We start from the raw sequence: 12,885 nt of genomic DNA, 5'->3' as shown, positions 1-12,885 counted from the left end.
GCCTTTTTTCGCCTGAAAACAGGGTTTCTGCTGCAGTGGGTCCTTGCCTGCAGCCAGGCTCCTGCGGAAAGGGGTGGTCCTGTCAGCGTGAAAGAGGGGGCGATTCCTAAAACCGTGCTCTGTGGATCGGTATTATGGTGGGCTCAGGCAGGACTCCCAGTTCAGCCAGCTGGTCCAGTATCTGATCTACCGTGATGCTTTGCAGGCAGGGGTAGCTGTCCAGGGCACAGCTGTTGCGTTCGCAGGCCGGGTTGCAAGCTTGCCAGCGCAGCACCCGGGCGGTGTCGCAGAGCGGGGCCCAGAGCGTATCATCGGTGGGGCCGAACAGGGCCACGGTGGGTAGTCCACAGGCGGCGGCAAGGTGCATGGGGCCGCTGTCGTTTCCCACATAGCCCTGGCTGCTTTTCATTAATGCCACCATGGCTGACAGGCTGAGTTGGTCGCAGAGGTCGCTCACGGGTTCGCACAGAAAACTCTGCACGCGATCAATCTGGGCACGGTCTTTCCGTCCCGCGCCGATCAGTATGGGAATGCAATCCATGCGGCGCAGGCGCTGGCAGAGGCTGGCAAATTGTTCCGGGTGCCACATCTTGTAAGTCTTGGTGGCGCCCGCATGAATCAGCACGCGCGGCCCTGCGGGTAGCGAAACCGTGGCCTGGCGCATTTCTTCCTCTCCGGCATCACTGGTGGTGAGTGGGAGGTAGCTGGCAGGCGCTTGGGCTGCTGGTTGGCTCAGGCTTGCATAGCCAAGCCAGCGATGTGCGGACCAGTTGGTTTCGCAAAGGACGTTATAAAACCAGCGGCCATGACGACGGGGTGGCCCGATGCGTTTTGGCGCACCGCTCAGCCGTGTCAAAGTTGCGGACTTTTGCTCTCCTTCTATATCCACCACCACCTCTGCTGAAAACCGTCTCAGTGCGCGAACAAAACCGAGATAGCTGATGGCGCGCCGCAGAAGGGGTTGCGAGGCCGCCAGCGCAGGCTCCGGGTAAAACAGGAGTCGTTCTTCCTCGGGCAGACTCTGCTCCACCAGCTCGCGGTAGCGGATATTGGTGACCAGCAGGGCCTGAGGGTGTGCATCCAGCATGGCTTTGAGATGTGGCAATGCGATCAGCAGATTGCCCATATGACTGCAGGGAAAAAGAATCAGATGGCGAGACATGTCCGTTCTGGGCTGTTATCCATAACATGAAGGATCAGCCTAGATTTCAGGTGTGACGGACAGATGACAATGAAGGCGGCATCAGCTGGTCCCGCTGAAGGAGCTTGCCCACAAGCGATTCGAGCCTGGGAGAGGGATCAGGTTCTCGTCACTCGCTTTCTCAGCCTGGAAGTGCAAGGTATGGAGAGATCCGTCTTTCGCGCCGCCGTCGCGAAAACCACAAAAAAGCCGCGCCCATGTCTGGGCGCGGCTTTTTTGTGCTGGCTGCTTCGGGCACAGATCCACGTTGCAGCTAGTCTCTCGCGATCAACCAGTCTGCAATACTTCCCCAACTCTGTTTCTGGGCCGTGGTACTGCCGAGAATGCCCATGTGACCGCCGTCGATGGTGATGAAGGTTTTGTCCTTGCTGCGGATCAGTGCATCCATGGCGTGGCTGCAGTCGCGGGTCACGATGGGGTCGTTGGCGCCGGTGATGTTGAGTACATTGGCGGTGACCTGGCTCAGGTGTCCCTCGCTGTTTTCCATGGGCAGGTTGCCACTGGCCACCACATTATCCGTCCACAGGTAGCGCACGATGTCCTGAATCACGCCGCCGGGGTAGGCAACCATGTCATCCAGGAAGGCGCCGTTGGTGGCGTGGGCGGTGACGAATTCGCGGTCATGCAGATTCTTCACCAGATTCATGTAGCCCTGCAGGCTACCCACCGGGTTGGTCAGCTTGAAGGCGAGGCTGTTCATCCAGCCTGGAGAGCGCAACAGCCTGGCCGGCACATCGTGAATACGCAGGCCGGTGTTGTTGCGAATCCATTTGGCTTGACGACTCAGACGGCGGTACTGGGCACCGAGGGCACCATTGCGATGGTAGTCACAGGGAGTACCGACCAGAACCAGATTCTCGATGTCAGGGTCATTGCTCACGGCGGTGTAGCACAGACTGAACAGCCCGCCGAAGCTCCAGCCATGGAGGCTAAGCTTCTGTTTGCCGCTGTGCTGGCGGACCTGCACCAGCAGCTTGGGCAGGTAGTCGGCAAAGTAGCTGCTCAGGCTCAGGTGGTTGTGATGCTTGCCGGGGCGACCCCAATCCACCATGTACAGCTCGAAGCCTCTGGCACGCAGGTAGCGCACCAGGCTGCGTTGCGGGAACAGGTCGTAGATCAGCATGTTCACAGCCAGCGGTGCCACCAGCACCAGCGGAGTGCGCTGGCTGGTCTGGTTCACCGGCATGATGGTGCCATCGCTGAGCGGAATGGCCTTTTCCTGCAGGGGCGGGTAGTAGCGCAGCTTGACCAGATCGTCGTCGAACAGAGTGTCGTAAGGCGTCTGCTCCGCCTGGCTCAGTTGCTCGGAGGCGAACAGGCGGGCGTGACCGTTTCTCAGGCGCTGTCGCCAGGGGCGGGTTTTCTGCTGCAGGGTCTCGGTCAGCATGGGGCATACCGGCGTTGTCCAATTGGCCGGTCATTGTATGCAAGAAAAAGTGTGACGCAGTCGCCGTATCGACATTGGCTGACGGCGTAGAAGATACCCGCTGCAGGACAGGTCATTGCCCTGTAGCGGGATGTTGTGGCGCTTAGATATAGCTGCCCAGTTTGCCTTTGACTCGCACGACGCTGCCGGCTTTGAGCTCGCTCTCGAAGTTGGCCTTACCTTCCGGGAACAACAATACCACGGTGGATCCGAGCAGGAAGCGGCCGAGCTCGTCGCCCTTTTGCAGGGTAATCGGTTGGGTGCGCTGGTAGTCGGTGGTCTGGACTTCACGGGGCAGGGGGCAGACCTGGCCAGAGAACACGGTTTCGATGCCGGCCACGATCATGGCGCCCACCAGAATCACCGCCATGGGGCCGTTGTCGGTATCGAAGATGCAGACGAGGCGTTCGTTGCGGGCGAACAAATTGGGCACGCCATTGGCCGTCGCTTCGTTCACGGAGAACAGGTCGCCGGGTACGTAGCGGGTTTCGCGCAGGGTGCCGGTAAATGGCATGTGCACGCGGTGATAATCCCGAGGAGACAGATAAATGGTGGCGAACTGGCCGTTAGTGAATTCGCTGGCCAAAGCGCTGTCGCCGCCCACCAGATCGTACAGGGAGTAGTCATGCCCCTTGGCCTGGAAGACCTGATTGGCGCGGATTGCCCCCAGCTGGCTGACGGCGCCATCGGCTGGTCCGGCAATGTCGTTTACCGCATCTGCTTCCAGCGGGCGGGCATCGCCTTTCAGTGCACGGGTAAAGAAGGCGTTGAAGGTGGGGAACTGATCCGGGTCCTGGATTTCGGCTTCAGACAGATCAATACCGAACCGTTTCATGAACACATTAATGAAGGTGGTTTTGATCCATGGCACTTCACTGCGCGCCAGCATGCCCACCAGACGGGAGAGGCCGTGCTGGGGCACCAGATACTGGAGAATGACGAAAAGCTTGTCGCGTAGGCTCACGGGTGAAGTCTCGTGTGGTTAGTGGATTGGGGCGGAAGCGGTACCTTTTTGGCGGCTGAATTTACGCGTCAGACGTCCGACGCGTAAACCTCACGCGTCCGGTTTTGCTACAGGGGTGTCCGGGTGGTTGCCCCATTCAGCCCAGGAGCCTGCATAGCCGCGCAGGCGAGGGTAGCCGAGAATCTTGCCCACCAGCCAGGAAAAGCTGGAGCGGTGATGGGTCTGGCAGTGACAGATCACTTCCTTGTCCGGAGTGATGCCACGGGCCTCCAGTTCGGCACGGATCTCGTCCAGAGGTCGCAGGCGCAGGTTGTTGCCGCGATCCATGGCATCGGTCCATTCATAATGGATGGCGCCGGGAATATGGCCAGCTTTCTGGGCAAAGGCTCGCACCCCGGCGAACTCCTCTTCGGAGCGCGAATCCCACAGGGCCAGGTCGCTGTCCTGGTAGTGAGCCAGCAGATAGTCCAGGTCTACTTCAGTGAGCGGGTCGTGTTCGCCCACCTCATAATCGCTGGGCTCCGGTTGCGGGGCCTCGCTGCTGGTGGGGTGGCCTTCCGCCAGCCAGGCATGGATGCCACCGTTCAGATAGCTGTACTTCTTGTGGCCAATGGCATCCAGGGTCCATAGCAGGCGCCCGGCCCAGCCGCCGCCTTCGTCATCGTAGGCCACCACATGGGTGTCTGGGGTCAGCCCCAGGCTGGAAAACAGGTCGCTGAGCGCATCGTCGTCCGGGATCATGCCTGGCGCGGGCTGTGCACCACTCTGCAGGCGCTTGAAATCCAGATGAATCGCGCCGGGCACATGGGCCTGCACGTAGATGGTGGGCTTGCTCAGATCAATGATCAGCAGCTTGTCGTCATCAAGGTGCCTGGCGAGTTCGGCGGGTTCGAGCAGTAGAGGCAGCATAAAAGGCAATTGATAATGGATAATTGACAATGGATAACCACATCGGTGGTCGTCGGCGGACTTCATTATCAATTATCAATTATCAATTATCCATTGTCGTCAGGAGTATCGCTCACGCCCTTCCTCATCCAGCGTATCCGCGATCTGGTAGAAGTTGTCCAGCCGTTCTTCACTGATGGCGCCGCTCTCGGCGGCTTCCAGGAAGGCGCAGCCGGGTTCGTTACGGTGTGAGCAGTTGCGGAATTTGCAGTGGCCAGCGAGTTCCGACAGCTCCCGGTAGCCGTGCAGCAGTTCGTCCTCACTGATGTGCCAGAGGCCAAATTCACGGATGCCCGGGGAGTCGATCAGTTCGCCGCCGGTGGGCAGGTGAAACAGGCGGGCGGTGACGGTAGTGTGCTGGCCCAAACCGGAGTTGGCGGACAGGTCGCCCACGTCTAGCTCCGCTTCAGGTAGTACGGCGTTCACCAGGGAAGACTTGCCGACCCCGGATTGCCCCACGAACACACTGATCTTGCCCTTGAGAATGTCGTGCAGCGGCGCCAGTCCGTCACGGTCATGGGCGCTTACTTCCAGCACCGGGTAATTCAGATGTTCATACATGGCTTTCATTTCATTAATGAAAGGGCGCAACTCGTCGTCGATCAGATCTGCCTTGTTGAGCACCAGGGTGGCTGGGATGTCGGACAATTCCGCGGCCACCAGATAGCGGTCCAACAGGGTGCTGGAGGGGGTGGGTAGCGGTGCAAATACCACCAGCATCTGCTCCACGTTGGCGGCCACCGGTTTCAGGTTGCCATAGGGATCCGGGCGTTTGAGTACGGTGTCACGGGGCTCGATGGCAACCACCACGCCCAGCCCTTCACTCTTGGGCGGTTGCCAGATCACCCGGTCGCCCACCACCAGCTGTTCCAGGGTGGCGCGGAAGTGGCAGCGGCGGTTTTCGCCATCGGCGCTTTCCACCTGCACCTGCTGGCCAAAGTGGGCGGTGATGATGCCGGTCTGTTCGTCACCCAGGTCATCGGCTACCAGGTCTTCCAGCTGATCATTGCGGCGCTGGGCGCGCTCACGTTTTTCCGCCTGGATCTTTTCAATGCGCCAGCGCTGGCGTCGGTTCAGGTTACGTTTGGCCACAGTGGTGTCGGTATCTTCCGGTATTCAGGTGTCATCATGCTACCATGCGCTGATACACACCGCGTAGCGAAGAGATGAGCCGCCCATGACCGACAAGCGCAATAATCTGATCTGGATCGATCTGGAAATGACCGGCCTGAGTCCGGAGAACGATCGCATTATCGAAATCGCCACTATTGTCACCGATGCCCAGCTTAATGTGTTGGCGGAAGGGCCGATGCTGGCGGTGCATCAGAGTAACGAGCTTCTGGACGGCATGGACGAGTGGAACACGGAACATCACAACAATTCCGGGCTGGTGAAACGGGTGCAGGAAAGCCGAATCAGTGAAATGCAGGCCCAGGCCCAGACTCTGGATTTCCTCAAGGAATATGTGGAGCCAGGCATGTCGCCCATGTGCGGCAACAGCATCTGCCAGGACCGTCGTTTCCTGGCCAACTACATGCAGGAGCTGGAAGCTTTCTTCCATTACCGCAACCTGGATGTGTCTACCCTCAAGGAGCTGGCCCGTCGCTGGAAGCCGGAAATCCTTGCTGGCTTCAAAAAGGAAGGCAAGCACCTGGCGCTGGATGACATTCGCGAATCCATTGCCGAGCTGAAGTATTACCGCGAGCATTTTATTGATTGCTAATGGTTGCACGCGATACGCAACACGCGGCATGCAAAATCTTCGCCGTAGGAGCGTGGCTGGCGGCGCGATAAAACACCAGGATCAAAAGTCCTTTCACCACAGAGCACACAGAGGCACAGAGAAAACCCTTTCTTTTCCTCGGTGAGGTCTTTGACTTCTGGGGTAAATCTGCTTTTCCGGGGGTGGGTGATCGCGCCGCGAGCGACGCTCCTACGGTTGGGGTGGGATGTGTTGTTCCAGCGCCCACTGCACATGCTCGCGCACGGTCTCGTCCGGGTAATCGAGTCTGTCCTTCAAGGCCTCGATGACGTCGTCTGAGGTGGGTGTATTGCCCAGGGCCACGGCGATATTCCTAAGCCACTTTGCATAGCCTGCCCGACGAATCGCCGACCCGGCAGTGCGTTCCAGAAATGCTTCTTCACTCCAGCCAAACAGTGTCACCAGATCACTGTCGCCCAGTCCATGGCGAGGGTGGAAATCCGCTTCCCCGGTGTGGCGTGCGTAGCGGTTCCAGGGGCACATCAGTTGGCAGTCGTCGCAGCCGAAGATGCGATTGCCGATACCGGGGCGCAGGTCCTCAGGGATACTGCCGTCATGCTCAATGGTCAGGTAGGAAATGCAGCGGCGGGCATCCAGCTCATAGGGTGCCACGATGGCGTCGGTGGGGCAGACGGTGATGCAGGCCTTGCACTTGCCGCAGTGATCTTCACCGGGCTCGTCCACGGGCAGGGGAATATCGGTGTAGATTTCGCCAAGGAAAAACCAGCTTCCCGCTTCCCGATTCAGTACCAGGGTATGCTTGCCCTGCCAGCCGAGCCCGGCTTTGGCCGCCAGCGGTTTTTCCATCACTGGCGCGCTGTCCACAAAGGCCCGGGCCAACTCGCTGTCCCCCACTTCGGCGCGGATTCTTGCCGCCAGGGTAGCCAGCCGCTTGCGGATCAGCTTGTGGTAATCACGGCCAAGGGCGTAACGGGAAACGTAGGCCTTGTCTTTCTCTTGCAGCATTTTTACCGGCGCGGTATCGGGTGGCAGATAATCCATGCGTGCGGAAATGACTCTCAGCGTGCCGGGCTCCAGCTCGGCAGGACGATAGCGTTTGTTGCCATGGGCGGCCATCCATTCCATCTGGCCCTGATAGCCCTTTTTCAGCCAGGCTTTCAGATCTGCCTCGGCGGCCTGCAGGTCCGTATCGGCAATACCAATCTGCTGGAAACCGAGTTCGCGGCCCCATTGCTGGATTTTGTCCTTGAGCTGATGCAGGTCCATGGGTTTCTGAATGGTGGGTGGCCGTGGGTATAATGCGGAAAATACACGCGGTGCCTGTTGTGAAAACGGTGCCGCGATACGTCAGAGGCGAAGGGTAACATGACAGCACTGCCAACTGCGCTCTATACCGCCGAGCAAACCCGGGAGCTGGACCGGCTGGCCATCGCTGCCGGCACACCCGGTGCCGAGTTGATGCAGCGTGCCGGTCAGGCCGCCTTTAATGCCCTGTGTGAACGCTGGCCAGAAGCCCGTCGCATTGCGGTGCTGTGCGGCGGCGGCAATAACGGCGGCGATGGCTATGTGGTGGCGGCACTGGCCCATGAGGCAGGGCTGCAGCCGAGTATCCATTTCATCAAAGCCCCTGACTCTCTGGGCGGCGATGCCCTGGCCATGGCACGACGTTGCCAGGCTTTGCAGATTCCCATGCAGCCCCTGTCGCTTGCGGCCTTGCCTTCGGAGGTGGATCTGCTGGTGGATGGGCTGTTCGGCACGGGGCTGGCAAGTTCGTTGCGTGGCGATGCGGCGGACCTGCTGGCTGCCCTGGATCGGCTGCCGTTGCCACGGCTGGCGCTGGATATTCCCTCCGGACTCAGTGCGGATTCCGGCATGCCGCTGGGTGCGGTGCTGCAGGCTGATATGACGTGCACCTTTATCGGTTTGAAACGTGGCCTGCTCACAGGGCAGGGGCCAGTCCATACGGGGCAGGTACGGTTTTTTGATCTGCAGGTGTCCCGTGATGTGTATCAGCAGGTGCCGGCGGGTTGTCATGTTCCAACACCGCAGGGGCTGTTCGCCTGCCTGCCTGCCCGACAGCTGGATGGTCACAAGGGCCGTTTTGGTCATGTACTGGTGATCGGCGGGGATCACGGCTTTGCCGGCGCACCGATTATGACGGCACAGGCCGCAGCACGTTGCGGGGCCGGCAAGGTCAGCCTGATTACCCGCCAAGAGCATGTGGCCATGATGATTGCCCGTCAGCCGGAAGTGATGGCGCGGGGGGTGAACGAACCTGAAGAGGCACAGTCTTTGATAGAAGCGGCCTCGGTGATTGCCATCGGCCCCGGTCTTGCCCGCAGTGATTGGGGGCAGGGGTTGCTGGATCTTGCTCTGGCCAGCGGCAAGCCGCTGGTTGTGGATGCGGATGCGCTGAATCTGCTGGCGGAAATGAAGGACGTGGGCGAGGCTGACTGGGTACTGACCCCGCATCCCGGTGAGGCGGCGCGCTTGTTGCAGGCCGATACCGGGAGCATCCAGCAGGATCGTTTTGCAGCATTGGAAAGCCTGCATGCGCGCTATGGCGGGACGGTGCTGCTCAAGGGGCTGGGTACCCTGGTTCAAGGTGAAGACGGTCGCGCCCTGATTCGCGAGGGCAATCCGGGCATGGCCACCGGTGGCATGGGTGATGTGCTGACCGGAGTGATTGCAGCGCTGCGCGCCCAGGGTCTGAGCGGGTATGATGCGGCCCGGTATGGTGCCATGGTGCATGCCCGTGCAGCTGATACCTGTGCCCGAGACAAGGGTGAGCGTGGTTTGCTGGCCACGGATTTAATGGATGCGCTGAGACAGAATCTGAAGGTAGAGAGAATCTGAATGAAGGAACGCCCTGTGACCGTTGAACAGGCTGATCTGCCGGACGAAGCCGCCACCCTGGCGCTGGGCGGCCAGCTGGCCCGCCGTTTGCTTGCAACAAAAGCGGATGGCGCCTGTGTGTACCTGGAAGGCGATCTGGGGGCCGGGAAAACCACGCTGGTTCGCGGTATTCTTCGTGGTATGGGGCATGAGGGCGCGGTCAAGAGTCCCACTTATACCATTGTGGAACCCTACGAGCTGGAAGGCGTCAATATCTATCACTTTGACCTGTATCGTCTGGCGGATCCGGAAGAACTGGAGCTGATCGGGGTGCGGGATTATTTTTCCTCTGGCGACCTGTGTCTGCTGGAGTGGCCGGAACGCGGGGCAGGAATAGTGCCAGCACCGGATTTGACCATTACACTGGCCGTGGACGGCCATGGAAGAAAAGCGACCCTGGAATGGGGCTATGATGCGACGCACTGACAATAAAAAATGTTTTCTGCCCGTGCTGCTGATGGTGGCCGGCGGGTTGCTCAGCCCGATCTTGCTGGCAAAAGAAAGTATCGAATCGGTGCGTCTGCACCGCGCTCCAGATCACACCCGTATTGTGTTTGATCTGCCTGCACCTGTGGATCACAAGCTCGACAAACTGGCTAACCCGGATCGTATCGTGCTTGATCTGCAGGATGCCAAGCTGGATTTCGATATCAATTCACTGGATTACGCCAGCAGCCCCATTGCCAATATCCGGGTTGGCGAACACGCGGACAAGACCCGGGTCGTGTTTGACATGCGTGAAGGTGTGCGAACGCGTACCAATCTGCTCAAGCCAATTGAGCCCCACGGTTGGCGTCTGGTGGTCGATCTGTTCGACAAGGCATTGACGAATTCTTCTGATTCCACTTCCTCCACGGCCAGTGCACCGGCGGCAACCAAGCCGAGCAAGCCAGCGGAGGTGAAAAAGACAACCCAGGATCAGCAGCGCCTGATGATCGTGGCCATTGATGCCGGTCACGGTGGTGAAGATCCTGGTGCCCGCGGCCCCAGTGGTACCTGGGAAAAAACCGTGGTGCTGCAAATCGCCAAGAAACTGGAAAAGCTGGTCAACGATCAGGCTGGCATGCGAGCGGTGATGGTGCGTGACGGCGACTACTACGTACCGCTGGCCGAACGTCGCAAGATCGCTCGCCAGACCCATCAGGCGGATGTGTTCATTTCCATTCATGCAGATGCGTTCAACGATGCCCGTGCTCATGGTGCTTCGGTGTTTGCCCTCTCCAATCGCGGTGCTACCAGTGCCAAGGCTCGCTATTTGGCAAAGATTGCCAACGAATCAGACCGGGTTGCCGGGGTCTATGAAGAGGAAGAAGACGATAGCTCACTGTTAAGTGTACTGGCGGACCTGCAGATGAACGGCTCCATGGCAGGTAGTCTCTATCTGGGGCGTCAGGTACTGCAGGAAATGGGCAAGGTGACCAAGCTGCACGGTAATCGCGACAAGGTGGAACAGGCCGGGTTTGCGGTGCTCAAGGAGCCGGAGATGGTCTCCATCCTGGTGGAAACCGGCTTTATCTCCAACCCCACGGAAGAGCGTAACCTGCGCTCCTCAGCGCACCAGACCAAGCTGGCGAAAGCCGTGCTGGCGGGGATCGATGATTACTTTCGTTCTCACCCTGCGCCCAACAGCTGGTATGCCGCGCAACGACGCCAAAACGGTGAGGAGTATCGTATTCAGCCTGGTGATACACTGTCGGAAATCGCCCGCCTGTACAGTGTCAGCGAGCAATCCATACGGTCAGCCAACGATATCCGTGGTGACCGCATCATGGTTGGTCAGGTTCTCAAGATTCCCCGTTCCTGATTGTTTCGCCCGCCCCAGGCGGCTCGCCGGCATACCCGTGCCGGCGCCCAATGACGTCGCAAAGGATTCGTTTTGTCCAAGATTCAACTGCTGGATTCCCGCCTTGCCAACCAGATCGCCGCCGGTGAGGTCGTTGAGCGCCCGGCGTCTGTGCTGAAAGAGTTATTGGAAAATGCCCTGGACGCGGGTTCCGAATCCATCACGGTGGATGTGGAGCAGGGCGGGGTGAAGCTGTTGCGGGTAAGGGACAATGGTCACGGCATCGAGCGTGATGATCTGCCTCTGGCCCTTTCGCGCCATGCCACCAGCAAGATTCGCGGTCTGGAAGATCTGGAGGCCATCGGCACCCTGGGTTTTCGTGGTGAAGCGCTGGCGGCCATCAGTTCGGTATCGCGTCTGACTTTGGCCAGTAATATCGAAGGGGAAGCAGAGGGCTGGCAGGTGCAGGTGGAAGGGCGTGACATGGCGCCCACTGTCACGCCGGCGGGGCATCCCCGCGGCACCACCGTGACCATGCGTGACCTCTTCTTCAACACTCCGGCCCGGCGACGTTTTCTGCGTACCGAAAAGACCGAATTCAATCATCTGGAAGAGGTGTTTCGCCGCATTGCGTTGAGCGAATTCAATACTGCCTTCCGGCTGACCCATAACCAGAAGGTGATCCATCAGCTACCGGCCGGTCTCGATGACACTCTGCGCGCCGCTCGCGTGGCCAAGCTGTGTGGTAAAGGGTTCATGGAGCAGGCGATCCCGGTGGATGTGGAACGTGACGGCATTCGTCTGCATGGCTGGATGGGGCTGCCTACGTTCTCCCGTTCCCAGGCGGACCTGCAGTATTTCTATGTGAATGGCCGGGTGATTCGCGACAAGGTGGTCAGCCATGCGGTGCGCCAGGCCTACGCCGATGTGCTATACCACGGCCGTCATCCCGCGTATGTGTTGTTCCTGGAACTGGACCCGGCCATGGTGGATGTGAACGTGCATCCCACCAAGCATGAGGTCCGCTTCCGCGAGCAGCGCATGGTGCACGGTTTTCTCTATAGCTCTCTGCATCGCGCCATAGCCGAAGTGCGCCCCGGACAGGATCAGGGGCCTGCGGTGGTGGAGGACGATCTCTCCATGCCGATGACTCAGCCCAGCCAGGGGAGCATGTCGTTGTCTGCACCCTCGGGACGTTCTTATACGCCGCCGCCCGCTGGCAGTTTCGGATACGGGCAGGGGATGCGCCAGGCGGATGCCTATGGTGCATTGGTTCAGGGGCAGGTGCAGGATACGGCCCCTGCGGTGATGCCTCCGGCAAGCGAAGACGAAACGATTCCACCGTTGGGCTATGCGGTGGCGCAGCTGCACGGCATCTTTATCCTTGCGGAAAATCAGCATGGCATGGTGGTGGTGGACATGCATGCCGCCCATGAGCGCATTACCTACGAGCGGCTCAAGCAGAGCTGGTCCGATGACAAGGTACGCAGTCAGCCACTGCTGGTGCCGGTGTCCCTGGCGGTGTCCTCCCGGGAGGCGGACTTTGCCGAGGAGCAGCCGGAGGTCTTCAGCCGGTTGGGCTTTGTGGTCGAGCGGGCCGGGCCCGAGACCCTGGTGGTACGTGAAGTGCCGGCCATGCTGCGTAACAGCGACAGCGAAAGCATGGTGCGCGATGTGTTATCGGATTTGCTGGCCCAGGGCAGCAGTGAGCGTATTGAGCAAAAGCTGGATGAACTGCTGTCGACCATGGCCTGTCATGGCAGCGTGCGCGCCAATCGTCGCCTGACTGTTCCGGAAATGAACGCGCTGCTGCGCGACATGGAAGCCACCGAGCGCTCCGGTCAGTGCAACCATGGCCGGCCGACCTGGACCCAGATGAGCCTCAAGGATCTGGATCGCCTGTTCATGCGGGGTCAGTAGGTGGACAACGGTCGCAAGCCGGCCG

The 12,885-nt window shown here is 59.8% G+C and carries 11 protein-coding genes; 5 read left to right on the top strand and 6 right to left on the bottom strand.

The window, feature by feature from the left end; genetic code table 11:
* Nucleotides 1-106: 106 nt before the first annotated feature.
* The 5 genes from GQF00_RS06520 to rsgA form a co-directional block, all read right to left on the bottom strand.
* Nucleotides 107-1,162 carry a glycosyltransferase family 9 protein gene (locus tag GQF00_RS06520; RefSeq protein ID WP_161318368.1) on the bottom strand — a complete coding sequence of 352 codons (1,056 nt, stop codon included), beginning with the start codon at nucleotides 1,160-1,162 and terminating at the stop codon, nucleotides 107-109.
* A 292-nt stretch (nucleotides 1,163-1,454) separates the two neighbouring features.
* Nucleotides 1,455-2,588, bottom strand: a complete 1,134-nt coding sequence (locus tag GQF00_RS06515; protein ID WP_161318367.1) for an alpha/beta fold hydrolase — start codon at nucleotides 2,586-2,588, stop codon at nucleotides 1,455-1,457.
* A gap of 142 nt (nucleotides 2,589-2,730) precedes the next feature.
* Nucleotides 2,731-3,591 (bottom strand): archaetidylserine decarboxylase, encoded by an 861-nt coding sequence (gene asd, locus GQF00_RS06510; protein ID WP_161318366.1) that lies wholly within the window; start codon nucleotides 3,589-3,591, stop codon nucleotides 2,731-2,733.
* 90 nt (nucleotides 3,592-3,681) lie between these two features.
* On the bottom strand, nucleotides 3,682-4,500 hold the full coding sequence (locus GQF00_RS06505) for a sulfurtransferase (protein ID WP_161319173.1): 819 nt from the start codon (nucleotides 4,498-4,500) through the stop codon (nucleotides 3,682-3,684).
* A gap of 99 nt (nucleotides 4,501-4,599) precedes the next feature.
* Nucleotides 4,600-5,631 carry a small ribosomal subunit biogenesis GTPase RsgA gene (rsgA, locus tag GQF00_RS06500; RefSeq protein ID WP_161318365.1) on the bottom strand — a complete coding sequence of 344 codons (1,032 nt, stop codon included), beginning with the start codon at nucleotides 5,629-5,631 and terminating at the stop codon, nucleotides 4,600-4,602.
* 85 nt (nucleotides 5,632-5,716) lie between these two features.
* Between rsgA and orn the strand changes: the two genes are divergently transcribed.
* Nucleotides 5,717-6,262: an oligoribonuclease gene (gene orn, locus GQF00_RS06495; protein WP_161318364.1), complete on the top strand. Its 546-nt coding sequence runs from the start codon at nucleotides 5,717-5,719 to the stop codon at nucleotides 6,260-6,262.
* A gap of 210 nt (nucleotides 6,263-6,472) precedes the next feature.
* Here orn and queG read toward each other — a convergent pair whose 3' ends face one another.
* A complete protein-coding gene (gene queG / locus GQF00_RS06490) occupies nucleotides 6,473-7,528 on the bottom strand; it encodes a tRNA epoxyqueuosine(34) reductase QueG (RefSeq protein WP_161318363.1) in 1,056 nt (351 codons plus the stop codon).
* Nucleotides 7,529-7,627: 99 nt separating this feature from the next.
* On the opposite strand from queG, the gene GQF00_RS06485 reads away from it, so the two are divergent.
* From GQF00_RS06485 to mutL, 4 genes are all read left to right on the top strand, one after another.
* Entirely contained in the window at nucleotides 7,628-9,118 is a 1,491-nt protein-coding gene (locus tag GQF00_RS06485; RefSeq protein ID WP_161318362.1) for an NAD(P)H-hydrate dehydratase, read from the top strand.
* Nucleotides 9,119-9,583: a tRNA (adenosine(37)-N6)-threonylcarbamoyltransferase complex ATPase subunit type 1 TsaE gene (gene tsaE / locus GQF00_RS06480; protein WP_161318361.1), complete on the top strand. Its 465-nt coding sequence runs from the start codon at nucleotides 9,119-9,121 to the stop codon at nucleotides 9,581-9,583.
* Nucleotides 9,567-10,961 carry an N-acetylmuramoyl-L-alanine amidase gene (locus GQF00_RS06475; protein ID WP_161318360.1) on the top strand — a complete coding sequence of 465 codons (1,395 nt, stop codon included), beginning with the start codon at nucleotides 9,567-9,569 and terminating at the stop codon, nucleotides 10,959-10,961. The genes tsaE and GQF00_RS06475 overlap by 17 nt, the downstream gene beginning before the upstream one ends.
* A 72-nt stretch (nucleotides 10,962-11,033) precedes the next feature.
* Nucleotides 11,034-12,860 carry a DNA mismatch repair endonuclease MutL gene (mutL, locus tag GQF00_RS06470; protein ID WP_161318359.1) on the top strand — a complete coding sequence of 609 codons (1,827 nt, stop codon included), beginning with the start codon at nucleotides 11,034-11,036 and terminating at the stop codon, nucleotides 12,858-12,860.
* The last annotated feature ends 25 nt before the right edge of the window (nucleotides 12,861-12,885 follow it).

This window comes from Alcanivorax sp. DP30 (assembly GCF_009882945.1).
Classification (GTDB): Bacteria; Pseudomonadota; Gammaproteobacteria; order Pseudomonadales; family Alcanivoracaceae; genus Alcanivorax.
The sequence above is the reverse complement of the archived record's forward strand: the minus strand, read 5'-3'. Positions and strand labels throughout refer to the sequence as shown.